Origin of the sequence: Pseudoduganella sp. (assembly GCF_041914865.1) — a bacterium.
Taxonomy (GTDB): Bacteria; Pseudomonadota; Gammaproteobacteria; order Burkholderiales; family Burkholderiaceae_D; genus Rugamonas.
Window position 1 is genome coordinate 18,655 of record NZ_JAYSCO010000043.1, and the last position, 25,301, is coordinate 43,955.

The 25,301-nt window shown below is 67.7% G+C and carries 18 protein-coding genes; 14 read left to right on the forward strand and 4 right to left on the reverse strand.

Going from position 1 to position 25,301, the window contains the following annotated elements:
• Positions 1-2 precede the first annotated feature (2 nt).
• The 4 genes from ACE3TQ_RS18645 (at position 3) to blaSMB (ending at position 6,210) form a co-directional block, all read left to right on the forward strand.
• A complete protein-coding gene (locus ACE3TQ_RS18645; protein ID WP_374583789.1) occupies positions 3-3,182 on the forward strand; it encodes an efflux RND transporter permease subunit in 3,180 nt (1,059 codons plus the stop codon).
• A complete protein-coding gene (locus tag ACE3TQ_RS18650) occupies positions 3,182-4,621 on the forward strand; it encodes an efflux transporter outer membrane subunit (protein ID WP_374583790.1) in 1,440 nt (479 codons plus the stop codon). The genes ACE3TQ_RS18645 and ACE3TQ_RS18650 overlap by 1 nt, the downstream gene beginning before the upstream one ends.
• Positions 4,622-4,711: 90 nt before the next feature.
• Positions 4,712-5,371: a polyphenol oxidase family protein gene (locus ACE3TQ_RS18655; RefSeq protein WP_374583791.1), complete on the forward strand. Its 660-nt coding sequence runs from the start codon at positions 4,712-4,714 to the stop codon at positions 5,369-5,371.
• Positions 5,368-6,210 (forward strand): SMB-1 family subclass B3 metallo-beta-lactamase, encoded by an 843-nt coding sequence (gene blaSMB / locus ACE3TQ_RS18660; protein WP_374583792.1) that lies wholly within the window; start codon positions 5,368-5,370, stop codon positions 6,208-6,210. The genes ACE3TQ_RS18655 and blaSMB overlap by 4 nt, the downstream gene beginning before the upstream one ends.
• Positions 6,211-6,303: 93 nt before the next feature.
• Here the strand turns inward: blaSMB and ACE3TQ_RS18665 are convergent, their stop codons facing one another.
• Entirely contained in the window at positions 6,304-6,630 is a 327-nt protein-coding gene (locus ACE3TQ_RS18665; protein WP_374583793.1) for a hypothetical protein, read from the reverse strand.
• A 189-nt stretch (positions 6,631-6,819) separates the two neighbouring features.
• On the opposite strand from ACE3TQ_RS18665, the gene ligD reads away from it, so the two are divergent.
• Positions 6,820-9,279 (forward strand): DNA ligase D, encoded by a 2,460-nt coding sequence (gene ligD / locus ACE3TQ_RS18670; RefSeq protein ID WP_374583794.1) that lies wholly within the window; start codon positions 6,820-6,822, stop codon positions 9,277-9,279.
• 8 nt (positions 9,280-9,287) lie between these two features.
• Here the strand turns inward: ligD and ACE3TQ_RS18675 are convergent, their stop codons facing one another.
• A complete protein-coding gene (locus ACE3TQ_RS18675) occupies positions 9,288-10,301 on the reverse strand; it encodes a Ku protein (RefSeq protein ID WP_374583795.1) in 1,014 nt (337 codons plus the stop codon).
• A gap of 1 nt (position 10,302) precedes the next feature.
• The gene (locus ACE3TQ_RS18680) at positions 10,303-11,304 is read right to left on the reverse strand and encodes an SDR family oxidoreductase (RefSeq protein ID WP_374583797.1); all 1,002 of its coding nucleotides are present in this window, start codon (positions 11,302-11,304) and stop codon (positions 10,303-10,305) included.
• Positions 11,305-11,417: 113 nt separating this feature from the next.
• On the opposite strand from ACE3TQ_RS18680, the gene ACE3TQ_RS18685 reads away from it, so the two are divergent.
• The 7 genes from ACE3TQ_RS18685 (at position 11,418) to ureB (ending at position 21,589) form a co-directional block, all read left to right on the forward strand.
• Positions 11,418-12,866 carry a diguanylate cyclase gene (locus tag ACE3TQ_RS18685; RefSeq protein WP_374583798.1) on the forward strand — a complete coding sequence of 483 codons (1,449 nt, stop codon included), beginning with the start codon at positions 11,418-11,420 and terminating at the stop codon, positions 12,864-12,866.
• Between the two features lie 112 nt (positions 12,867-12,978).
• Positions 12,979-13,548: a TetR/AcrR family transcriptional regulator gene (locus ACE3TQ_RS18690; RefSeq protein ID WP_374583799.1), complete on the forward strand. Its 570-nt coding sequence runs from the start codon at positions 12,979-12,981 to the stop codon at positions 13,546-13,548.
• A complete protein-coding gene (locus ACE3TQ_RS18695; RefSeq protein ID WP_374583800.1) occupies positions 13,548-15,179 on the forward strand; it encodes a SulP family inorganic anion transporter in 1,632 nt (543 codons plus the stop codon). The genes ACE3TQ_RS18690 and ACE3TQ_RS18695 overlap by 1 nt, the downstream gene beginning before the upstream one ends.
• A 61-nt stretch (positions 15,180-15,240) precedes the next feature.
• Positions 15,241-18,264 (forward strand): ATP-binding protein, encoded by a 3,024-nt coding sequence (locus ACE3TQ_RS18700; RefSeq protein WP_374583801.1) that lies wholly within the window; start codon positions 15,241-15,243, stop codon positions 18,262-18,264.
• Positions 18,261-19,454, forward strand: coding sequence for a sensor histidine kinase (locus ACE3TQ_RS18705; RefSeq protein ID WP_374583802.1), 1,194 nt, complete (start codon positions 18,261-18,263; stop codon positions 19,452-19,454). Before ACE3TQ_RS18700 ends, ACE3TQ_RS18705 begins: the two co-directional genes overlap by 4 nt.
• 44 nt (positions 19,455-19,498) lie before the next feature.
• Positions 19,499-21,247 carry a DUF885 family protein gene (locus tag ACE3TQ_RS18710; protein WP_374583803.1) on the forward strand — a complete coding sequence of 583 codons (1,749 nt, stop codon included), beginning with the start codon at positions 19,499-19,501 and terminating at the stop codon, positions 21,245-21,247.
• A gap of 93 nt (positions 21,248-21,340) precedes the next feature.
• Positions 21,341-21,589, forward strand: a complete 249-nt coding sequence (gene ureB, locus ACE3TQ_RS18715; RefSeq protein WP_374583804.1) for an urease subunit beta — start codon at positions 21,341-21,343, stop codon at positions 21,587-21,589.
• Here ureB and ACE3TQ_RS18720 read toward each other — a convergent pair.
• The gene (locus ACE3TQ_RS18720; RefSeq protein WP_374583805.1) at positions 21,567-22,169 is read right to left on the reverse strand and encodes a 1-acyl-sn-glycerol-3-phosphate acyltransferase; all 603 of its coding nucleotides are present in this window, start codon (positions 22,167-22,169) and stop codon (positions 21,567-21,569) included. The two genes, ureB and ACE3TQ_RS18720, sit on opposite strands and share 23 nt — an antisense overlap.
• Positions 22,170-22,291: 122 nt before the next feature.
• Between ACE3TQ_RS18720 and ACE3TQ_RS18725 the strand changes: the two genes are divergently transcribed.
• Positions 22,292-23,638: a sigma 54-interacting transcriptional regulator gene (locus ACE3TQ_RS18725; RefSeq protein ID WP_374583806.1), complete on the forward strand. Its 1,347-nt coding sequence runs from the start codon at positions 22,292-22,294 to the stop codon at positions 23,636-23,638.
• 267 nt (positions 23,639-23,905) lie between these two features.
• Positions 23,906-25,301: hypothetical protein (locus ACE3TQ_RS18730; RefSeq protein WP_374583807.1), on the forward strand; the 1,396-nt coding region annotated here is incomplete at its 3' end.

The following is a 25,301-nucleotide window of genomic DNA, read 5'->3' on the forward strand; positions in this document are numbered from 1 at the left end:
CCATGAATTTCTCTCGCTTCTTTGTCGATAAACCGATCTTCGCGGCGGTTCTATCGATCATCGTCTTCGTAGCGGGCTTGATCTCGATCTTCAAGCTGCCCGTCTCCGAATACCCGGAAGTGGTGCCGCCATCCGTCGTGGTGCGTGCCGTCTACCCGGGCGCGAACCCGAAAGTGATTGCGGAAACCGTCGCCGCGCCGCTCGAAGAGCAGATCAACGGTGTCGAGGGCATGCTGTACATGTCCTCGCAGAACACCTCCGATGGCGCGCTGATGCTGACCGTGACCTTCAAGATCGGCACCGACGTCGACAAGGCTGAAACCGCAGTGCAGAACCGCGTGCAGCGCGCCTTGCCACGCCTGCCGGAAGAAGTGCGCCAGATCGGCGTGACCACGGTGAAGTCTTCGCCCAACCTGACCATGGTGGTGCACCTGCTGTCGCCGAACGGCCGCTACGACGACCTGTACCTGCGCAACTACGGCGTTCTGAACGTGAAAGACCAGCTGGCCCGTATTCCAGGCATGGGCGACGTGCAGATCTTCGGCGCCGGCGACTACGCCATGCGTATCTGGCTCGACCCGCAAAAGGTCGCCGGCCGCAACATGACCGCGTCCGACGTGGTCGATGCGATCCGCGAACAGAACGTGCAGGTGGCAGCGGGCGTGATCGGCGCGGCGCCGTCCAAGGCGGCTGACTTCCAGCTGACCGTGAACACCCAGGGCCGCCTCAGCACCGTCGAGGAATTCGGCGACATCATCATCAAGACCAATGAAGATGGCGCGCTGACCCGCCTGAAAGACGTGGCCCGTATTGAAATGGGCTCCAACAGCTACTCGCTGCGCTCCCTGCTGAACAACAAGTCAGCGGTCGGTATCGGTATTTTCGAAGCGCCGAACAGCAATGCGCTGGAACTGTCGGCCAACGTGCGCGCCAAGATGGAAGAGCTGAAGAAGGACTTCCCGGAAGGCGTGGCCTACGACATCGTGTATGACCCGACCCAGTTCGTGCGCGAATCGATCAAGTCCGTGATCCACACCCTGCTGGAAGCGGTGGCCCTGGTGGTGCTGGTGGTGATCATCTTCCTGCAGACCTGGCGCGCCTCGATCATCCCGCTGCTGGCGGTGCCGGTGTCGATCGTCGGTACCTTTGCGGTGATGATCGGCTTCGGCTTCTCGATCAACACGCTGTCGCTGTTCGGCCTCGTGCTGGCTATCGGTATCGTGGTGGACGATGCGATCGTGGTGGTGGAAAACGTCGAGCGTAATATCGCCAACGGCCTGTCGGCGCGCGACGCGACCATCCAGGCCATGAAGGAAGTGTCCGGCCCGATCATCGCGATTGCCCTGGTGCTGTGCGCCGTGTTCGTGCCGATCGCCTTCGTGTCCGGCCTGACCGGCCAGTTCTACCGCCAGTTTGCGCTGACCATCGCCATTTCGACCGTCATCTCGGCCTTCTGCTCGCTGACCCTGGCCCCGGCCCTGTCGGCAACGCTGCTGCGCCCGCATGACGCACCGAAGGACGCGCTGACCCGCGTGATGGACAAGCTGTTCGGCCGCTTCTTCGCCTGGTTCAACCGCTTCTTCAACCGCGCATCGCACAGCTACGAAAGCGGCGTGCAAGGCGTGCTGAAGCGCAAATCCGCCTCCATCGTGGTGTACCTGGTGCTGGCCGCCGCAGCCGGCGTGATGTTCAAAGTGGTGCCGAACGGCTTCGTTCCGGCCCAGGACAAGCAATACCTGGTGGGCTTCGCCCAGCTGCCTGATGCCGCATCGCTGGAACGCACCGACCAGGTGATCCGCAAGATGTCCGACATCGCCAAGGAAATCCCTGGCGTGGACGCCTCGGTTGCCTTCCCGGGCCTGTCGATCAACGGCTTCACCAATGCGCCGAACGCCGGTATCGTGTTCACCACGCTGAAGCCGTTCCACGAGCGAACCGACCCGTCCCAATCGGGCGAGGCGATTGCCGCGGAAATCAACAAGCGCATGGGCGCCGTGCAGGACGCGTTCGTGATGGTGTTCCCGCCGCCGCCAGTCAACGGCCTGGGCACCACCGGCGGCTTCAAGATGATGATCGAAGACCGCAACAACGCCGGCTACGACGAGCTGTATAAAACCATCCAGGCGATCCAGATGAAGGCCTGGCAGGACAAGCGCCTGGCCGGTGTGTTCTCCAGCTTCCAGATCAACGTGCCGCAGCTGTTCGCGGATGTCGACCGCGCCAAGGCCAAGCAACTGGGCGTGCCGCTGCAGACCATCTACCAGACCTTGCAGATCAACCTTGGTTCGCTGTACGTGAACGACTTCAACCAGTTCGGCCGCACCTACCAGGTGCGTGTGCAGGCTGACGCCCCGTTCCGTTCGCAGGCCGAGCAGATCGCCCAGCTGAAAGTACGCAACAGCAAAGGCGAGATGATCCCGCTGTCGTCCCTGATGCGCGTCAAGGACAGCTATGGCCCGGACCGCGTGGAGCGCTACAACGCCTACGTCTCGGCCGAGATCAACGGCGCCCCGGCGCCAGGCTTCTCCTCCGGCCAGGCCCAGGCCGCGCTGGAAGAAATCGTCAAGGCCAACCTGCCGAAGGGCATGGGCTACGAATGGACCGAGCTGACCTACCAGGAAATCCTGGCCGGTAACACCATGATCTACGTGTTCCCGCTGTGCGTGCTGCTGGTGTTCCTGGTGCTGGCTGCCCAGTACGAAAGCTGGACCCTGCCGCTGGCCGTGATCCTGATCGTGCCGATGTCCATCCTGTGCGCACTGGTGGGCGTGAAGCTGACCGGCGGCGACAACAATGTGTTCACGCAGATCGCGCTCTTTGTGCTGGTCGGGCTGGCGTCCAAGAACGCGATCCTGATCGTGGAGTTTGCGCGCGAGCTGGAAGACCATGGCCGCACCATCCTGGAAGCCGCGCTGGAAGCTTGCCGCCTGCGTCTGCGCCCGATCCTGATGACGTCCATCGCCTTCATCATGGGTGTGGTGCCGCTGGTGTTCTCGGTCGGCGCGGGTTCCGAAATGCGTCATGCAATGGGTGTGGCGGTGTTCGCCGGCATGCTGGGCGTGACCTTCTTCGGCCTGTTCCTGACGCCAGTGTTCTACGTCCTGCTGCGCACCCTGGCCAAGCGTCTTGAGAAGAAATCCCCGGTGGCCGACAACGCCCCGCAACTGGAAGGGACCCACTAATGAAAAACATGATTGCACGCGGCGTGGCGCCGCTGCTGGCGGCACTGCTGCTGAGCGCCTGCGCCGCCCCTGAATTCAAGCAGCCGCAGCTCGACACCCCGGTCGCCTTCAAGGAAGGCCAGGTGGTGACGGCCGCCGATGGCACGCGCTGGAAGCAAGCCCAGAACGCCGAGCGCCAGCCGCGCGGCGAATGGTGGCTGGCCTTCAACGACCCGGCCCTGAATGAGCTGGTCAACGAAGCTACCCGCAACAACGCCAACCTGGCCGTGGCGGCCGCCCGCGTCAAGCAGGCACGCGCCATCGCCGGCATCGCCGAAGCGGACCGCATCCCGCAGGTCGGCGTCGGCGTGGGCGCCCAGCGCGCGCGCGCCTCGGCACTGTCGATGGGCGTGCCGGCCGGCACCGATATCGCGCCGCAGACCACTTACAACGCGAACCTGACGGCGAGCTACGAGGTGGACCTGTTCGGCCGCGTATCGAGCAATGTGGCGGCAGCGCGCGGCGACGCCGCGCAGGTGGAAGCGAACTACCGCTCCGTCCTGCTGTCGCTGCAAGCCGACGTCGCCCAGACCTATTTCCGCCTGCGCGCCACGGACGCCGAACTGGCGACTGTGGAGCAGACGGTCCGTTTGCGCGAAGAGAGCGTCAAGGTCAACCAGCGTCGCTTCGACCTGGGCGACATTGGCGAGTTCGATCTCTCGCGCGCCAGGACCGAGCTGGCCACCACCCGCGCCGAGGCGATCGGCCTGCAGCGCCGCCGCGCCACCACCGAGCACGCGCTGGCCGTTTTGCTGGGCAAGCCGGCCGCCGCCTACACGGCCGGCAACAGCCCGCTGCTCGATTCGGCCCTGCTGCCGGCGATCCCTAGCGGCCTGCCGTCGGCACTGCTGGAGCGCCGCCCCGACATCGCCGCCGCACAGAAAGCGATGGAAGCGTCGAATGCCCGCATCGGCGTGGCCCGCTCCGCCATGTTCCCGGCGCTGAACATCACCGCCAACGGCGGCGGCGCCTCCGGCCACTTCAGCGACGTGTTCAAGTGGAGCAGCCGCTCCTGGGTACTGGGCGCCTTGCTGTCGATGCCGCTGATCGACGGCGGCCGCAATAGCGCCAACATCAGCCGCAGCGAAGCCGCGCTGGAAGAATCGGTGGCCGGCTACCGCCAGACGGTGCTGAGCGCCTTCGCCGAAGTGGAAGACAACCTGGCCGGCCTGCGCATCCTGGGCGGCCAGACCGCCCAGATCGACGACGCGCTGGTTTCGGCGCGCCGCTCGGCCGACCTGGCGCAGAAGCTGTACGACGCCGGCCGCTCCAGCTACCTGGACCTGCTGGACGCCCAGCGCAACCTGGCCGCGGTCGAACGCAGCGCCGTGCAGCTGCGCGGCGACCGCGCCGTGACCACGGTGGCGCTGATCCGCTCCCTGGGCGGCGACTGGAACTAACCGGCATTGGTTAGCCCTTAACGGCGTGCTGCGCTTGCAGCCGCCGTTTTTTTTCGCTATGCTTGCGACAAATGTCACATAAAGGCTAACATGGTCACATCGCAGTTATTGAGCAGCATCCCCGGCATCCGCCACGCCTTCGGCAGCGCCGCCGAACTGGTGCCGGCGGCACTGGCGCCGGTCTGGCCCCGCCGCCCGGCCAAGCGCCAGGTGCATGGCACCCGCGTTGCCGCCATCACCGACGCGCAGCAGGAGGTCGGCGATGCCGACGGCTTCCACACCCGGGCAGCCGGCATCCCGGTCAGCATCATCACCGCCGACTGCGTGCCGCTGCTGCTGGCGCGGCGCGACGGCAGCCAGGTGGGCGCGGTCCACGCCGGCTGGCGCGGCCTGCAGGACCGCATCATCCCGGCCGCCATCGCTGCCATGGGCCCAGCGGCATCCACCCTGGTGGCGGCGGTGGGGCCGACGATCTGCGTCGATTGCTATGAAGTGAGCGAAGAGTTGGCGGATGCATTTGCCGCCAGTTTCGGGCCGGCGGCGGTGCCGCGCTTCCGCCACCTGGACCTGCGCGCCATCGCCGGGCAGCAGCTGCGCGCGGCTGGCGTGCAGGAGATTGAACATGTCGGCGGCTGCACCTGCTGCAGGCGCGATGCGGCCGGCGAACCCTTTTACCGCAGCTACCGGCGTGGCGACCGTGGGTCGCAAATGCACTCCGGCCTGTATATCACCCCTGAAGGAGAAAAATGAAGGTTATCGCATCCCTTATCCTGGCCGCTTTCGCGACCGTCGCCAGCGCGCAGGAGCGCGACTGGAGCTCGCCGCAGCAGCCGTTCACCATCTACGGCAACACGCACTACGTCGGCACCGGCGGCATCAGCGCGGTGCTGGTCACCTCGCCCAAGGGCCATATCCTGGTCGATGGCACTACGGCCAAGGGCGCGGACGTGGTGGCGGCGAATATCCGCACGCTGGGCTTCAAGCTGAAAGATGTGAAATACATCCTCAGCACCCATTCGCATGAGGACCACGCAGGCGGCATTTCGGCCTTGCAGAAACTGACCGGCGCTACCGTGCTGGCCGGCGCAGCGAATGTGGAGACGCTGCGCACCGGCGTGTCGCCCAGGAGCGACCCGCAGTTCGGTTCCCTGTCCAACTTCGCCGGTTCGGCCAAGGTGCGCGCGGTGGCCGACGGTGAAGTGGTCAAGCTTGGCCCGCTGGCCGTGACGGCGCACAGCACGCCGGGCCATACCGAGGGCGGCACCACATGGACCTGGCAGTCGTGCGAGGCGGGCAAGTGCAGGAACGTGGTGTTTGCGGACAGCCTGACCGCTGTATCGGCCGACAGCTACCGCTTCACCGACCATCCGGAAGTGGTGGCGGCCCTGCGCGGCAGCTTCGAGGTGGTCGAGAAGCTGTCGTGCGACATCGCCATCGCGGCGCACCCCGAAGTGAACGATATGTGGGGCCGCCAGCAGCGTGCGGCGCAAGAGGGCAATGCGGCCTATGTCGATAACGGCGCCTGCCGCGCCATCGCCGCGGCAGGCCGTAAACGCCTGGAGACCCGCCTGGCCAGCGAACAACGCTGATCCAGTACGGGTGGAGGAGGGCGCCGGCAGCGCCCGCACTGCTTGCCGTTTTGGAGGCGGCACGGCGGCGGTGCGTTGCCGGCTGGGGAAACCTTACTTGGTGGCCTTCTTCAAGTCGTAGCCGGCGTGCTTGGCCGACGCTGCCGGCGCGGCGGCTGGCGTGGCGGGAGTCGCCGGGGTGGCAGGGCTAGCCTTGCCAGCCTTATCCGCCGGAGTCGCCGGGGTCGCCGGAGTCGCCGGGGCCGCAGGCGTGGCAGCCGATGCAGCGGAGGCGGCTGCGGAAGAAGCAGCGCTGGAGGCGCTGGAAGCTGCCGCTGCGGCAGCGGGTTTGGCGGCTGGCTTGGCGGCCGGCGCCGGGCTTTGTGCGAAGGCAGCGGTTGCGAGCAGGCCGGCGATCAGGGTGGCGATGGTCTTCTTCATGGTCAGGCTCCTTGGCGAAAATGGTATAAATCGTTTCGTGTGTCGTGCACTATTGCCGTGTCACTGAGCAAAAAACGGCGCCACGGCCGCGCTAGTTGACGGGTATTACAACTCCTTACATCTGCACAAACTGCTTACAAAGTGCGGCGTTTAACCGTCGGCACGCCGTGCGCCCCGTACAGTGGGGCCATGAAGGATGCACTCAAGACCTACAAGGCGAAACGGAATTTCAGCGTGACGCCGGAACCCGAGGAGGGCGGCCAGCCGGGCCAGGACCGGCTGGCCTTCGTCATCCAGAAGCACTGGGCGACGCGGCTGCACTACGACTTCCGCCTGGAGCTCGACGGCACCATGAAAAGCTGGGCCGTGCCCAAGGGACCGAGCTACGACACGCGCGACAAGCGCATGGCGGTGCACGTCGAAGACCATCCCATTTCGTACAACGAGTTCGAAGGCACGATCCCGGAAAAGCAGTACGGCGCCGGCAAGGTGATCATCTGGGACCGCGGCACCTGGGAGCCGCTGGAAGACCCGCACAAGGGCTACCGCGCGGGCAAACTGGTATTCCTGCTGCACGGCCACAAGATGCACGGCCGCTGGGCCCTGGTGCGCATGCGCGGCAAGGGGGAGGAGAAGGAACCCTGGCTGCTGATCAAGGAGAAGGACCAGTACGTGCGCCCATCGGACGAATTCAGCGTGGTCGATGAAATGCCCGACAGCGTGAAGCATCTTGGTCCCGCTGCCGCCACGCCAGGCGCCGCGGCGCGCGCCAGCGCGCAGCCCGTGCCCCTTCCCGCAGCGCTGGAGCCGGAACTGGCCACGCTGGTCGACGCTCCGCCGTCCTCGCCCGAGGACTGGCTGTTCGAAGTGAAATACGACGGCTACCGCCTGCTGGCCCGCATAGAGGGCGACAGCATCCGCCTGCAGACCCGCAACGGCAACGACTGGACCCACAAGCTCGAACCGCTGCGGAAAGCGCTGGCGCAAGCCGGCTTGCCCGACGGCTGGTACGACGGCGAGATCGTCGTCCACAACGCGCATGGCCGCCCGGACTTCGGCCTGCTGCAGCAGGCTTTCGATGGCCAGCGCACCAGGGATATTGTCTACTTCGTGTTCGACGCGCCTTATCTTGGCGGCGAAGACTTGCGCGCATTGCCGCTGGAGCAGCGCCGCGCGCGGCTGGAGGCCGCGCTGGCCGGCGTGGACGGCGAAACGATACGCCTGAGTTCCGTGCTGGCGGCGCCGCCCGAACATGTGCTGGCGGCGGCCTGCGAAATGGGACTGGAAGGCGTGATCGGCAAACGGCGCGACTCCACGTACACTGAACGCCGATCGCGCGACTGGATCAAGCTGAAATGCGCCCAGCGCCAGGAATTCGTGATCGGCGGCTATACTGACCCGCAAGGCAGCCGCACCGGCATCGGTTCGCTGCTGCTGGGCGTGTACGACCAGGACGGCGCCCTGCATTACGCCGGCAATGTCGGCACCGGCTTTAACGACAAGACCCTGCGCGAGCTGGCGGCCAAGTTGAAGCGGCTGGCCTCCGACAAGAACCCGTTCGCGCCCAGCAAAGCCATTGCCCGCAAGGCGCACTGGGTTAAGCCGCAGCTGGTGGCCGAAGTCAGTTTCGGCGAGTGGACGCACGGCGGCTCGGTAAGGCACGCCGTGTTCCAGGGCCTGCGCAAGGATAAGCAGGCAGGTGAAATCCGCCGTGAGGAACCGGCGCCAATGGAGGAAAGCGCCGTGCAAAGCAAATTGCCCGCCTCACTGAAGGTGACCAATCCGGACCGGCTGGTGGACCAGGCCAGCGGCCTGAAAAAGATCGACCTGGTGCGCTATTACGCGCTGGTGGCGGACCTGATGCTGGAGCACACGCGCGGCCGCCCGATTGCCCTGTTGCGCGCGCCGGATGGCGTGGCTGCGGAGCTGTTCTTCCAGAAGCATGCCGACACCAGCAAGCTGAAAGGACTAAAGGAGTTCCCGCGCGAACTCGATCCAGACCATCCACCGATGCTGGAAGTCGGGACGGCGGAGGCCCTGCTGTCGGCCGCGCAGTTCAATGTGATCGAATTCCATACGCAAAACGCCTTCGGCCGCACGTATGAAAAGCCGAACCGCATCCTGTTCGACCTGGACCCCGGCAGCGGGGTCGAATGGGCGCAGGTGCAGGAAGCGGCGCAGCTGGTGCATGGCTTCCTGGATGAACTGGGACTGCCCAGTTTCCTCAAGACCAGCGGCGGCAAGGGTCTGCACATAGTGGTGCCGATCAAGCCATACTACGACTGGGATACGGTGAAGGCCTTCAGCAAGCAAGTGGTGGAGCATATGGCCGCCACGCTGCCGGAGCGCTTCGCCTTCAAGAGCGGGCCGCGCAACCGCGTCGGCAAGATCTTCATCGACTACCTGCGCAACGGACGCGGGGCCACCACGGTCTCGGCCTGGTCGGCGCGCGCGCGGCCCGGGCTGGGGATCTCGGTGCCGGTCGGCTGGGACGAGCTGGCGGGCCTGCGCGGCGGCGACCACTGGACCGTGGCGACGGCGCATACGCGGCTGGACGTGGGCAACACACCGTGGGACGGCTACGCCAAAGCGGCGGTGGGCCTGGCGCCGGCAATGAAAGCCATCGGCCTTAGCCCGGCAACGGCTTGAGGGCCGCCTCAAGCGGCTTTGCGGCGCACCGTGCCGCTTTTCGCGCTTTTGCTGGCGGGCTTCTCGGCCTTTGCCGTGCTGGCGCGCTTGGCCGGTGCGGCTGCTTTGGACGTGGCACGCGGGGCTGCGCTACGCGCTTTGCTGGCGCCGCCGGTGCTGCGGCGGGCGCGTGGTGCGGGCGGCGAAACCTCCTCTTCGTCCTCCTCCGGCTCCTCCCTGGCGTCCGACGCGTTGCGGCCGCGCGAACCGAGGCTTTGCTTGAGCAGCGCCACCAGGTCGACCACATTGCTGGCCTTGGGTACCGGCGACTCGTCGCTCGGGGCGGTGATGGTGTGCGTCTGGCCGGCTTTCACCTTTTTCTCCACCAGCTTGAGCACATCCTCGCGGTAGGTGTCGTGGTACGCGGTGGGATTCCAATCCTCGCTCATATCCTCCACCAGCGACAGCGCCATCTTCAGCTCCTTGTCGCTGATGCCCGCATCGCCCGGCAGCTTCAGGTCTTCCGGGTTGCGGATCTCGCTGGCGTAGCGCAGCGTGTTCATGATGATGCCGTCGCCCACCGCGACCAGCGCGCACAGGTGCTGGCGCGTGCGGATCACCACCGTGGCGACGGCGATGCGCCCGGCCTTGAGCAGGGTCTGGCGCAGCAGGGCATACACCTTGTCGCCGCCGCGCCCGGGCGCCAGGTAGTAGGGCGTTTCATAAAACGTCAGCGGCACCGAATCGGCGTCGACAAAGGCCAGGATATCGATGGTTTGCGTCGCCTTGGGGTTGGCCAGGCGCAGGTCCTCGTCGCTCAGCACCACGTACTCGCCGTCCGAGTACTCATAGCCCTTGACGATGTTGTCCCAGCTGACTTCCTTGCCGGTGCCCTTGTTGTAGCGCTTGAAACCGATCGGCGAGAAGTCGCGCTTGTCCAGCATGGTCAAGTCCAGGTCATGCGATTCGACGGCCTTGTGCAGCTCCACCGGGATGTACACCAGGCCGAAGCTGATAGCCCCTTTCCATAACGCGCGCGCCATCTCAATCCCCGATACTGCCGGTTACCGGCAAAACGATACCGCTGATATAGCTTGAGCAGCAGGGCGCCGCCAGGAACACGAAGGCGGGCGAAATCTCTTCCGGCTGCGCGGGCCTATGCATATCGGCCTGCTTGCCGAACTCCTTGATCTTGTCCGGCACCTGGTCGGACGGGTTGAGCGGGGTCCACACCGGGCCCGGCGCCACCGCGTTGACGCGGATGCCGCGCTCCAGCAGGTTGGAGGCGAGCGACATGGTGAATGCATGGATCGCGCCCTTGGTGGTGGAATAGTCGAGCAGCTGCTTCGAGCCGCGCAGGCCGACCACCGAGCCGGTATTGATGATGGCGTTGCCACGCTTCAGGTGCGGCAGCACGGCCTTGGCCATATGGAAGTAGCCATAGATATTGGTCTTCATGGTCAGGTCGAAGCGCTCCTCCGACAGCTCCTCCAGCGCCCCGGCATGCTCCTGGAAGGCGGCATTGTTGACCAGGATATCGACGCGCCCGAACTCGCGCAGCACCTGCTCCACGGCCTGGCGGCAGAAGGCCGGGTCGCGCACATCGCCTGGCAGCAGCAGGCAGCGCTGGCCTTCGGCCTCCACGAACTTCCTGGTCTCGTCGGCGTCCTGCTGCTCCTCGGCCAGGTAGACCAGCGCCACGTCGGCCCCCTCGCGCGCGTACAGCACCGCCACGGCGCGCCCGATGCCGGAATCGCCGCCGGTAATGATCGCTGCCATGCCGGCAAGCTTGCCGCTTCCGCAATAGTCGGGCGCCAGGAACTGCGGTTTCATCTCCATCTCATGTTCGAGGCCCGGCTTGTCCAGGTGCTGCGCCGGCAGCGGCGGCGCCGGATAGTCATGATGGCCGGCCTGCACCGGCTGTTTCTCTTTGCCGCCGGCCGGCTGCTGCGCATCGCGCTGGTCCTGCTCCTGCTGGATCTCGCGCTGCGCGTTGCCGGCGCTGCTTTGCTGCTGCGAATCGAACGTGTTGGACGTGTTGGCCATGGCTGCCTCCTGTGCTCGGATGCCCAGTATTTGCCGCGCCACCGTTGCTAACCGTGCGCTCCCTCACATAAAAGGGATGTTGTCTGGATTGAACTTGTGGCACACTAGGCCGCATGGCTAATGCTGCTGGCCGCCGTCACCGTACCGGCCTATTCCTCCACCCCGATGCCGCCCGGCGCCAGGAGTTTGTGGCTGCCTGCGCCGAGTCATTCGACCGCCTGCTGACTGCGGACAGCATCGCCAGCGCGCGCCATGCACTGGCGCAGAACAAGATATCGCTGCTGGTGATTGACCTGAACGGCGCCGCCATGGCGTCCGGCACCGAGCTGGCGGCGCTGGTGCGCAGCCGCGCGGGGGCGCCGGTCCTGGTGCTGTGCCCTTACACGCGCTCGGCCACCATGGCCGAACTGATGGCGCAAGGCCCGCTGTCCTACCGCATTACCCCGCTCGCCATGCCGCAGCTGCGCGACGCCGTGGCCGGCCTGATGGCGCCCACGGCCGACACCCTCGCTTCGGCCCAGCAGCACCTGCTCGACCGCGAGGCCGAGTTGAACGACCTGCTGGCGATCCAGCGCAGCCTGCAGCGCGCCTTGTACGGTTCGGAGGAACTGGAACGCATGGGCGCGCGCGTCTGCAATGCGCTGTGCGGCTATCCCGGCATTTGCCATGCGGCGCTGTTGCGCGCTGGCGGCGACGGCACGCTGCAGCTGGTGGCGCAGGATGCGCGCATCGACCTCGATATGCACGATGTGCTGGCCGGGCGCCATGACTTGCTGGATGCGCCGGCCCTGCGCGGGGAGCTGGTGCTGATCGACGCGCCCGACAAGGCCGGCGATGCGGAACTGACCGCCATGCTGGAAGAGCAGGGCGTGCATATGCTGCTGGCCTTGCCCTTGCGCGGCGAGCCGGGCGGCCCCTTGCTGGGCGCCGTCAGCATGCTGTTCGACCGACCGCTGGTGCTGAGCCGCGAGCATTTCGCCTGTTTCGGCTCGGCCGCACAATTGATCAGCTTTGGCATGGTGATGAGCGAACTGCGCCAGCAGAACGACGCGCTCGGCCTGCAGCTGACCCAGGTCACGCCGTTTGATGGCCTGACCGGCGTCGCCAACCGGCGCCAGGGCGAGCAGGTGCTGGATGGCGAAATCCGCCGCGCGCGCCGCTACGGCCTGCCGCTGGCGGTGATGGCCTTCGATATCGACAGTTTCCGCACCATCAATGAGCTGTACGGCTACACCACCGGCGACCGCGCGCTGGCGCAGATCGCCAGCATGGTCCAGGCGCGCCTGCGCAATTCCGATACGCTGGCGCGCATGCGCGGCGAACAGTTCATGGTGGTGGCCACGCATACCGTGGCGATCGACGCCTTCAAGCTGGCGGAGGAATTGCGCCAGACTATTGCCGCCACCGAACTGGCGGGCGGCGACACGGTGACGGCCAGCTTCAGCGTGGCCCAGCTGGCGCCGGACGAGGGCGCGACCGAACTGGTGGCGCGGCTGGAGGCCGCGCTGCATCGCGCCAAACGGGCCGGGCGCAATTGCGTGGAACTGGCCATGGCGCGCTAAAAAGGATGGCGGCCATGCGCATGGTCCGCCATCAAAGCACGATCTATAGATGACGGTCGTCATCCACGTGTGATATATTACATCCATAATAAAAATAATCAAGGAGGAGATCATGCGTGTAAGCAGGGAGCAAGCGGCGCAGAACCGCGAACGCATTGTTGAAACAGCATCCCGCCTGTTCCGGGAGAAGGGCTACGACGGCATCGGCGTGGCCGACCTGATGAAAAGCGCCGGCCTGACGCACGGCGGCTTTTACGGCCACTTCGCCTCCAAGGAAGACTTGCTGGCCGAGGCCTTTGGTAAGGCCATGGAAGGCTCGGCCGAAACGTGGCGCAAGCTGCTGGCCAATGCTCCGGCCAATCCGCGCGCCGTGCTGGGGCAGATGTACCTGACCGCCAAACACCGCGACAATCCCGGCAAGGGCTGCGCCCTGGCGGCGCTTGGCCCCGACGTGGCGCGCGTCGGCCCCGAAGTGCGGCAAGCGATGAACGACAGCCTCCAGGCCCAGCTTGCGGCGCTGGCGCAGGCGCTGCCCGGCACGCCGGAGCAGCAGCGGCGCGACGCCATCGCCACCTATGCCACCCTGATCGGCGGCCTGGTGCTGGCGCGCTCGGTGGCCGACCGCAAACAGTCCGACGAGATCCTGGCGGCGGTGCTGGCCAGCCTGGAGCAGGGCAGCTGATGCTGGACTGGTTGCGACACTACCGGCGCGGCCTGCTGCCGGGCGATATCAGCGCGGGCGTCGTGGTGGCGATGATGATGATCCCGCAAGGCATGGCGTACGCGCTGGTGGCCGGCCTGCCGCCGGTGACCGGCATTTATGCCAGCATCCTGCCGCCCATGGTCTATGCGCTGTTCGGCACCAGCATGACGCAGTCGGTGGGGCCGATGGCCATCGTGTCGCTGATGACGGCGGCCATCGTGGGCCAGATGGCGCCGGCCGGTTCGGCGCTGTATGCGGTGCTGGCGGCGCAACTGGCGCTGGTGGCGGGCGCCATGCTTCTGCTGTGCGGCGTGCTGCGCCTGGGCTTCCTGGCCAACTTCTTTTCGCGTCCGGTAATGAGCGGCTTCACGGTCGGCTCGGCGCTGGTGATTGCCCACGGCCAGCTCAAGCCGCTGCTGGGCGCCGACCTGCCGCACTGGCATGGGCCGAGCGCCGCGCTGGGCCTGGGCGCCTTGCTGTTGCTGGTGCTTTCGCGCAGCCACCTGGCGCCGCTGCTGCGCGCCTGCGGCATGCGCCAGGGCGCGGCCGAGATGGCGCCGCGCCTGGCGCCGATGCTGGTGGTGCTGCTTGGCCTGCTGCTGGTGCAGGTGCTCGGCCTGGAGGCGCTCGGCGTGAAGACCACCGGCCAGGTGCCGAGCGGGCTGCCGCAACTGAACCTGGCCACCTCGCCGGGCCACTGGCAGCAGCTGCTGCAGCCGGGCATGCTGGTGGGCTTCGTGGTCTTCCTGATCAGCATGTCGGCGGCGCAGTCGCTGGCCCTCAAGCGCAATGAGAAGCTGGCCAGCAACCGTGAGCTGGTCGGCCTGGGCGCGGCCAATGTGGCCAGCATGCTGTCGGGCGCCTTCCCGGTGACGGGCAGCATGTCGCGTTCCGCCGTCAACTTCGCGGCCGGCGCGCAGACGCCGCTGGCCAGCATCCTGACCGCGGCCCTGCTGGCCCTGGCGCTGGTGGCGCCGACCGGCTGGCTGGCCCTGTTGCCGATGCCGGTGCTGGCCGCCACCATCATCGTCGCCGTGCTGGGCATGCTGGAACTGGACACCCTGCGCACCGCCTGGCGCTACGACCGCGGCGATGCGCTGGCCTGGTTCGTCACCGGCGCCGGCGTGGTGCTGCTGGGCGTGGAGGCCGGCGTGCTGGTGGGCGTGGCGCTGTCGATGGGGACCCTGATCTGGCGCGCCAGCCGGCCGCATATCGCGGTGCTGGGCCGCATCGCCGGCAGCGAGCATTTCCGCAATATCGAACGCTACCCGGCCGAGACCCGGCCCGAGCTGCTGGTGCTGCGCATCGACGCCAACCTGTTCTTCGGCAATGTGGAGGCGGTGCAGCAGCGCATCGAGGATGAATTGCGCACGCACCCGACGGCGCGCAACCTGGTGCTGGCCATGTCCTCGGTCAGCTCGATCGACACCACCGCGCTGTTTGCGCTGGGCGAGCTGAATGCCAGCCTGGCGCGGCGCAACATCGGCCTGCACCTGGCCGAGGTCAAGGGCCCGGTCATGGACCGCCTGCGCGATTCGGACCTGCCGCAACGCCTGAACGGCCAGATCTTCCTCAGCACCGCGATTGCCTGCGACACGCTGGCCAGCTGACAAAAAGTTGCAGGGAGCCACGTTTTGGGTATGATCATTCCAGGCACACTACGCGTGGAACATGGTCGGCACACTTTTCAGGCAGCTCTGGGCAAGCTTGCTACTGGCGGCATGGGCGGCGTCGGCGCTGGCGGCTGCGCCTGCGCCGGCGGCCGGCAAAGCGGGCCTGGGCCAGGCGCACGTCCTGTTGCTCAATTCATACGGGCCGGGGCGGCCCGGTTTTGACAGCATCACCGACGCCTTCATCCGCCGCCTGCGCGCCGGCGGCCTGCCGCTGGACCATATCCATGTCGAATACCTGCACCTGAACCAGCCCAACGCCGAGCGCGTGGCGGCGGCGCGGCGCGACCTGCTGCTGGCCCAGTATGGCAGCCAGCGCATCGACCTGCTGGTGGCCCTGCAGCAGCCGGCCCTCAACTTCACGCTGCGCGAGCTGGCGGCGCTGGCGCCGCAGGCGCCGCTGCTGGCCGACTCGGCCCCCTCCACCGTGCAGCTGGCGGGCAGCCCGCGCCCGATGTTCCAGTACGCGATCGTGCCCGACGTCGGCGCCACCATGCGCGAAGCGCTGCAGCTGCTGCCGCGCACGCGACGCGTGGTGCTGCCGGGTGGCGTGTCGGAAGCCGACCGCGCCTTCCAGCGCCAGGCCGAGGTGGAACTGGCGCCCTGGCTGCGCAAGGTGCAGGTCGAGTTCCTGCAGAATATGAGCTGGCCTGAGCAGTTGCGCTATGTCAATAACCTGACGCCGGACACCATCGTGCTGGTCGGCCTGTTCAACCGCGACCGCGATGGCTTCACCCTGCCCACCATCGACGCCCACCGCGACGTGATGCGCGAGGCGAACGTGCCGGTCTTCGTCCTGTTCGACCAGGCGGTGGGCGAGGGCGCGGTGGGCGGCGCCGTGCGCAACCTGCCGCAATCGGGCGATGAACTGGGCCGGCACGCGCTGGAGATCCTGCAGGGCCGGCCCGGCACGGCCGGCGCGCTGACGCGCATCGCGGCCGGGCCGGTGCAGTCGCTGTACGACTGGCGTGCGCTGGAGCGCTGGCGTATCGATCCGGCGCCGCTGCCCGGCGCCACCATCCTGCACCAGCCGCCCACCCTGTGGCAGGCTTACCGCACGCCGGTGCTGGCGGCCGGCGCCACCATCGTGCTGCTGGCGGCGGTGCTGGGCGTGATGCTGGTGCAGCGCCGCCGCCTGGCGCAGGCGGCATTGGCCAGCCGCGAAAGCAAGGAGCGTTTCCGCGCCCTGGTCGAATACGCGCCGGAGGCGATCCTGGTGCTGGACGTGGACAGCGGCTGTTTTGTCGATGCCAACGGCGAGGCGGAAACGCTGTTCGGCTTCCCGCGCGCGCAGCTGCTGGGCATGCACCCGAGCGCGCTGTACGCGCCCGGCCAGTTCGGCGACGCCGACCCGGCGCAGGTGGTGCGCGCCAGTTCCGAGCGGGCCTGGGCGGGCGAGGCGCTGTGCTTCGAGCGTACCGTGCGGCGCCCGGACGGCAGCACCTTCCCGGCCGAAGTCAAGCTGCGCCGCCTGCCGGCCAGCGGCAAGCGCTGGCTGCGCTGCAGCTACGAAGATATCAGCGGTCGCAAACAGGCCGAGGCCGAACTGCTGGCGCACCGCAACCGGCTGGAGGACCTGGTGCAGCAGCGCACCGCCGCGCTGTCGGAGGCGGTGGCGGAAGCGAAGGCGGCCAACCAGGCCAAGAGCGTGTTCCTGGCCAATATGAGCCATGAGCTGCGCACGCCGCTGAATGCGGTGATCGGCTTTGCCGGCATGCTGGCCGAATCGGCCAGCATGTTCGAGGGCGAGCGGCGCCACCTGGCCATCATCAAGCGCTCCGGCCAGCACCTGCTGGGCCTGATCAACGATATCCTCGAACTGTCGCGCATCGAAACCGGGCGCGCCCAGCTTGCCCTGGAGCCGCTGGCGCTGGAGCCGCTGCTGCAGGAAGTGGTGGAGATGGTGCGCCTGCGCGTTGAGCGCAAGGGCGTGACGCTGGCCCTGGCCTGCAGCCGCCTGCCGCCGCAAGTGCTGGCCGATGGCGCGCGCCTGCGCCAGGTGCTGCTCAACCTGTTGTCGAATGCCGCCAAGTTCGTGCAGCAGGGCGGCATTACCCTGCAGGTCGACGCGCAGCCGCTTGGCGCCCGCCGCTGGCGCCTGGCGGTTGCCGTGCGCGACACCGGCATCGGCATCGCGCCGGCCGACCAGGCCCGCATTTTCGAGCCGTTCGAGCAGACCGCGCACGGCAGCGCGCGCGGCGGCACCGGCCTGGGGCTGGGCATCAGCCGCGAGTTCGTGCGCCTGATGGGCGGCGAGCTGCGCCTGCGCTCGGCGCCCGGCGCGGGCGCCGAATTCAGTTTCGCCATCGAAGTGGACGAATGCGAAGCGGCCGCGCCGGCGCCGGCCATGGCCAGCGTGGCCGGCCTGCCGCCCGAGGAGCAGGGGCGGCGCATCCTGGTGGTGGACGACGATGGCGACAGCCGCGAACTGCTGCGCAGCATGCTGGCGCCGCTCGGCTTCCACCTCTTGGAGGCGGCCGACGGCCGTGCCGCCATGGCGCTGCTGGCCAGCGGCGCGGCGGAACTGGTGCTCATGGACTGGCATATGCCGGGCCAGGACGGGCTGGCCGTGACGCGCTGGCTGCGCGGCCAGCCGGCGCTGGCGCAGCCGCGCGTGCTGGTGCTGACCGCCTCCGCGTTTGAGGAGGAGAAGCAGGAGGCGCTGATGGCCGGCGCCGACGCTTTCCTGCGCAAGCCGGTGCAGGCCGAGCAGCTGTACGCCGCGCTGGCGCAGCTGATGAACCTGCACTTCCTGATGCGCAGCGAGGCGCCGCCGGCCGCAGCCGGCGCGCCAGCGGCGCCCGACGCGGCGGCGCTGGCCGGCCTGCCGGCCGCCTTGCTGCAGGAGCTGGCGGGCGCGGTGCGCGGCCTTGATATGCAGCAGGTGGCGCGCCTGCTGGACCAGGTTGACGCGCTCGATGCCGGCGTGGCGCGCAGCGTGCGCGCCATGCTCGAGCGCCAGCAATACCAGCCGCTGTGGCAGCTGCTGCACGCCGCGGCCAGCCGCAAAGGCGCCACGGCATGAGCGGCCTGGGCGAAATCCTGGTGGTGGAAGACACGCCGGCCTCGCTCAAGCTGCTGAGCGACCTGCTGGGCAACGCCGGCTACCTGGTGCGCCAGGCGCCGGACGGCGAGCTGGCCCTGTGGAGCGCCAGCGCGCGCCCGCCCGAGCTGGTGCTGCTCGATGTGAACATGCCCGGCATCGACGGCTTTGAGGTGTGCCGCCGCCTGAAGGCCGACCCGGCGCTGTGCGACATCCCCGTCATCTTCCTTTCGGCCCAGTACGAAATGGACGACAAGGTGCGCGGCTTCCAGAGCGGCGCGGTGGACTTCATCGCCAAGCCTTACCAGGCGGAGGAAGTGCTGGCGCGCGCCCAGGCCCATATCCGCCTGGCGCGCACGCAGAAAGCCTTGAAGGAGGCGCTGGAGCAGCTGCGCAGCGCGCGCGCCGAGGTGGCGCGCAATGAACGCATGGCCGCGCTGGGCGCACTGGTGGCCGGGGTGGCGCATGAACTGAATACGCCGATCGGCAACAGCGTGCTGATCGCCAGTACGCTGGAAGACCGGGCGCGCGCCTTCGGCGCCCAGATCGGCGCGGGCGTGCGGCGTTCGGACCTGGAGCACTTTGCGGCCGATACCGCCAAGGCGGCCGGGCTGCTGCTGCGCAGCCTGCACAAGTCGTCCAGCCTGGTGGAGAGCTTCAAGCAGGTGGCGGTGGACCAGTCCAGCGAACAGCGCACGCGCTTCCAGCTGGCCGACCTGGTGGCGCAGGCGCTGCAGCCGCTCAAGGCCGGCCTGGCCGCCGACGGCATCGCGCTGGAGACCGGAGTCCCGCCCGGCCTGGAAATGGACAGCTACCCGCGCCCGGTGGCGCACATCCTGCAGCAGCTGGTGCGCAATGCGCAGCTGCACGCCTTCGGCGCCATGGGCAGCGCGGGCGGCACCATCCGGGTGCAGGCATCTGCCATCGACGGCGGCCAGCTGCTGCTGGCGGTGCAGGACAACGGCTGCGGCATCGCGCCCGGCACGCTGGAACGCATCTTCGATCCCTTCTTCACCACGCGCATGGGCACCGGCACCGGCGGCCTGGGCCTGCATGTGGTGCACAACCTGCTGTGCCACGTGCTGGGCGGCCAGGTTTCGGTCGATTCCACGCCTGGCGCTACGAGTTTCCGCATAACGCTGCCATTGACTGCGCCGGCGCTTTGCCCTTAAGGTACACTCCCGGAACCGTTACCAACCTGAGCACCGGGAGCACCATGAAACAGTTAGTCGCAGCACTCGCCATCGCAGCAGCCTTCAGTTCTCCATCCTTTGCAGCAGCTAAACCCGGTAGCGCAGATGCCCGCTTTGCCGCCATCCACCAGGCTGAATGGAAATGGCGCCTGCAACAGCGGCTGGAGGATGACGAAGACGATGTGCGCGGCGTGGAGCACCAGCTGCCGCGCGTCGATGCGGCGACCCAGATGGAGCGCCAGCGGCGCTGGGAGCAGACGCTGCGCCAACTCGAAAGCATTAAGCCGGCCCAGCTTTCGCCGAAAGAACGCATCAACTACCAGGTGTACCGCGCGCAGATCGTATCGCTGCTGGACAACCAGCGCTTCCGCGAATACGAAAAGCCGCTCAACGCCGACTCGTCGTTCTGGTCCAACCTGGCCGGCGAGGCGCGCAAGTCGTTCCGCACGGCCGATGACTACCGCAACTACGTGGCGCAGCTGAACGATGTGCCGCGCTACTTCAATGAGGAAATCGCCAATATGCGCGCCGGCCTGGCGCGCGGCTTCACCCCGCCCAAGGTGACGCTGGAAGGACGCGACCAGTCGATCACCGCAGTGAGCGAGGCCAAGCCGGAAGACGTGGCGTTCTTCAAGCCCTTCAAGCAGATGCCGGCCACCATCCCGGCGGCGGAGCAGGACGCGCTGCGCGCGGCGGCGCTGGCGGCGATCCGCGACAAGGTGATCCCGGCCCACGCCGCGCTGCTCAAGTTCATGCGCGAGGAATACGTGCCGAAGGCGAAGGTGGAGCTGGCGGCGGAGAGCTACCCGGACGGCAAGGCCTATTACCAGTCCAAGATCCTGGAGTTCACCACCACCAGCCTGAGCGCCGAGCAGATCCACCAGATCGGCCTGCAGGAGATGGCCAAGATCCGCGCCGAGATGCACGAGGTGATGAAGCAGGTGAAGTTCCAGGGCGACCTGCCGGCCTTCCTGCAGTTCCTGCGTACTGACCCGCAGTTCTACGCCAAGACGCCGGAAGAACTGCTGATGCGCGCAGCCTGGATCTCCAAGAAATTCGACGGCAAGGTGGCCGACTACTTCGGCCGCCTGCCGCGCAGCCGCTTCGCCATCATCCCGGTGGCGCCGGAAATCGCGCCGTACTACACCTCCGGGCGCGGCGGCCCGGGCGGCTACTGGGTCAACACCTACAACCTGCCGGCGCGCCCGCTGTACTCGCTGCCGGCGCTGACCTTGCATGAATCGGCGCCGGGCCACGCCTTCCAGATGCCGATCGCGCTCGAACAGAAAGGCCGTCCGCCGTTCCGCAACGCGTATATCTCGGCCTATGGCGAAGGCTGGGCCCTGTATGCGGAACGCCTTGGCAGCGAGATGGGCATCTACGAGACGCCGTACGAAGTCTTCGGCATGCTGAGCTACCAGGCCTGGCGCGCCTCGCGCCTGGTGGTCGACACCGGCATCCACGCCAAGGGCTGGACGCGCGAACAGGCGCAGCGCTACCTGATGGACAACACCGCGCTCTCGTCGCACGAGGTGATGACGGAGGTGGACCGCTATATCTCCTGGCCGGGCCAGGCGCTGTCCTACTACCTGGGCGAGATGGCGATTTTCGAAGCGCGCGGCAAGGCCGAGAAGGCGCTGGGCAGCAAGTTCGACATCCGCGCCTTCCATGACACGGTGCTGGAACTGGGCTCGGTGCCGCTGCCGGTGCTGCACGCGCGCATCGATGAATTCATCGCCAGCGGCGGCAAAGGGCCCTATCCGAAAGAGTAAGCTGCACTGCGCTGGTGCAATGCCTTATGCTGGTGCAGAAAAAGTGAGAGAATCACTTGAAAACACTGGCATGAGTCTTGCAGATAGAGTCATATGACTGATCGCACCACGCTTACCGTAACCAACCAGGGGAACCGGCCTATCCAGGTCGGCTCCCATTTCCATTTCTTTGAAGTCGATTCGGCGCTGCAGTTCGAGCGCTGGAAGGCGTATGGCATGCGGCTCGATATCGCGCCGGGGACGGCGCTGCGCTTCGAGCCGGGCAAGGCGCACACCATCACCCTGGTGCGCCTGGAGGGCGATGCCGAAGTGGCCGGCTTCAGCGCTGGCGCAAGACGATAGGCGCCATCAACTCCGGATGCTTGCCGAGGTGGCCGGCGAAACCGGCACGGATGGCGGCCATGTCCTGCTCCTCATCGCCGGTCAGCCAGATGTGCTCGGTCAGTCCCAGGGTCTTGTTCGGGTAGTCGATGTACACCAGCACCAGCGGCACCTTGGCCGCCAGGGCCAACTGGTAGAAGCCGCTCTTCCAACAGGGCTTGTAGCCGCGCGTGCCTTCCGGCGTGATGCCGACCCAGTACCAGTCTTCCTTCAGCATGGCGTCGGCCTGGGCCTGGATCAGGCCCTGCGGCGCGCTGCGGTCGACCGGCGAGCCGCCCAGGTAATAGAACCAGCGTCCCAGCAGCGGGATCTTGAACAGGGTGTGCTTGGCCAGCCAGCGGAACGGCAGGTCGAGCGCCCATTTGCCGAACACGCCGATCAGGAAATCCCAGTTCGAGGTATGCGGATAGACCACGGCAATGCCGCGCGGGCCCGGCAGCGGCCGGAACTTCATTTGCCAGCCGAAGGCGTGCAGGACGCGCAAAGCGAGGCGCTGCTTGAGTGTTGGCAGTTTGTTCGCCTCTAGCCTATATTGATCCATGCTTTCCCCGTTGTTTTATATGCACCTTTAATACTTAGTTATTTCCGGTAACTGAAGTTGGTGCTGAAAAATTGTGCGGCAGTATTCTATCCCGCCCGTCCACACGGTCGCAAGGTGAAATTATGTCAAGAGAGGTCTTGTGCATCACGGGCCCGCCCCAGGTGCTGGAGGGCGCTTTGCAGGCTGCGCTGGGCGGTTTTGACGTGTGCCAGGCGGCCGGCCTGGACGCCGCCGCCGGCGCGCTGGAGGGCCAGCACTTCCCGGTCGGGGTGCTGGTGCTGGACGATTGGGACGGCCCCCTGGGCGCGCTCGACCACTTTCTGCGGCGCCACAGCCGCCCGCGCTGGATCGCGCTGTTCCGCCCGCAAGCCCTGCAGGACGCGCCGTTGCGCCAGCTGGTGCACGACCACTGCGTCGACTTCCACACCTGGCCGCTGGACCCGGCGCGCCTTAGCCATACCATCGGCCACGCGCTCGGCCTGGCCGCCCTGGGCCCGCATGCGCAGGACGCCGAAGCCTGCGCCATGCGCCTGACCGGCAGCAGCCCGGCCATTACCTTGCTGCGCCAGCAGATCCTGAAAGTGGCGGGGGCCGACGCGCCGGTGCTGATCTGGGGCGAGAGCGGTACCGGCAAGGAACTTGTGGCGCGTGCGATACATGAACACTCGGGGCGGGCCGACGGCCCCTTCGTGCCGATCAACTGCGGCGCCATCCCGGCCTCGCTGGTGCAGTCGGAACTGTTCGGCTACGAGAAGGGCGCCTTCACCGGCGCCGGCTCCGGCAAGACCGGGCTGGTGGAATCGGCCAGCGGCGGTTCGATCTTCCTCGACGAGATCGGCGACCTGCCGCTGGAACTGCAGGCCAACCTGCTGCGCTTCCTGCAGGAGAGAACGATCTACCGCGTGGGCGGCACGCGCAGCGTGCCGGTCGATGCGCGCGTGATTGCCGCCTCGCACGTCAAGCTGGCCGAAGCGGTGGAGCGCGGCCATTTCCGCGAAGACCTGTTTTACCGCCTGAATGTGCTGACCCTGCAGGTGCCGGCCTTGCGCGAACGGCGCGAAGACGTGGTGGCGCTGGCCGAGGAAGTGTTCCACAGCTACGCCACCGAGCGCGCGCGCGGCCTGCGCGGCTTCAGCAGCAGCGCCCTGTGCGCCTTGCGCAGCCACGACTGGCCGGGCAATGTGCGCGAACTGCTGAACCGTGTACGGCGCGCGGCCGTCATGGCCGACGGTGCTCTGATCCAGCCGCATGACCTGGAACTGGAGGCGCCGGGGCGCGCCAGCCCGGCCCCCAGCGAGGCGCTGGAGAGCGCACGCGAGCGTGCCGAGCGGCTGGCCTTGCAAAGCCAGCTTGACGCTGGACACAGCATTACGGCAGTCGCGCGCGGGCTTGGCATTTCGCGCATGACGCTGTACCGCCTGATGGCGAAGCACGGCATCTCGCGGCCGGCGCGGCGCCAGGAAGACTGAGCCGGCATTACGGTCGTGTCACACGCGTGTGACACTGGCCCATCCCCCCGTTTCCCTCTCGCGCCAGGCCGCCGGCAGCGCCGGCGCGCCGTTGCTGTGTCACAGCGGCGTGACACTTTGCCGGCCCGGGCCCGCGATTCCTGCTGCAGCGCCGCATGAAAGTCGAATGATATCAAGAGCTTAGCTGAGGTGGCATCAAGCTTGCGATATGGGTTCAAGCCCCAGCCATGCGGGCAACCGAGGAACACCACAAACAGTGAGGATGAGATGAAGAAAACTTTGCTTGCAACAGCCATTGCGCTGGCAATGGGATCGGCCTTTGCGCAGGAGACACCGCTGCCCACCACCGCCACCACCCAGACCGGGCCGGGGGCGCAGGCCAGCGACAATTCGAACGCGAACCAGGAAAGCAATGCCAACCGCAACAACGACAATAGCCAGGCCAATGCCAACAACAACAGCACCGGCGCGGCCAGTGCCGCCGCCGTCGGCGCGGCGGCCGCCAACAATGGCGCCACGGCTTCCTCCTCCATGACCAATGCCTTCAACACGTCGACCGCCACGGCCACCAGCGCCCTGACCGGTACCGTGACCAACAACGTCATCAACAATATCGGCAATGTGGCCAGCAACGGCGGCAATGCCAACGGCGGCGCCGGGGCAGCCGGCACGGCCGGCAGTGCCACCGGCGGCAATGCCGGCGGCAGCGGCGGGGCGGGCGGTGCGGCGAACGGCGGCACCGGCGCCGGCGGCGGCGCGGGCGGCATTGCCAACAATGGCAGCGCCACCGGTGGCGCCGGCAGCGGCGGCGCCGGCACGGGCGGCATGGCAACGGCTGGCGCCGGCAGCGGTGGCGCCAGCGGGGCCGGCGGGCTGGCGTCGGGCGCGACCTCGGGCCGCGGCGGCGATGGCGCGCGCGGCGGTGAAGGCGGCGCGGGCGGCGCCGGCGGCGCCGTGACGGCAGGGGCAGGTGGAGGCGGCGGGGCAGGTGGAGCTGCTGCGGGCGGTGCCGGCGGCCTGGTCGGCACCGCAGGTAGCGGCGCCGGCGGCGCCAGCGGCAATGCCAATGGCGCCAATGGCGGCGCGGGCGGTGCGACCGGCAATGCCGGCGGCGGCACCGGTGGCGCCGGCGGGGCGGGTGCAGCCGGCGGCAATGGCGCGGCCGGCGGCGCGGGCGGCCTGGGCGGGGCATCGGGCAATGTCGCCTCCGGCGCCTCGAGCGCGACCCAGAGCGCGGCGGGCGGCAGTTCGTCCAGCGGCGCGGCCAGCTCCAGCAATGTCGCCAGCAACGGCATGCCACCGCCGGATACCACCAGCACGGCCGGCATGGGTGACCAGAACAGCAGCGCCGGCAGCGGCGCCGCGACGGCGGGCACCGCCGACAATAGCGGCAATGGCTCCGGTTCCGGCGCCGCCACCGGCGGTACCGGTGGCGCGGGCGGCGCCGGTGCGGCCGGCGGCGCGGGCGCGGCGGGCGGGTCCGGCGCTGCGGGCGGGGCTGGCACGGCTGGCAGCAATACCGCCGGTAACGGCGCGGCAGGCGGCGCCAATACGTCGGGCGCGGGCGGTGGCAGTGGCGCGGTGGCAGCCAACGGTGGCGCCGGCGCGGCCGGCACCGGCGGTGCGGGCGGCGCTGGGGCGGCGGGCGGTAGCGGCAGCAGCG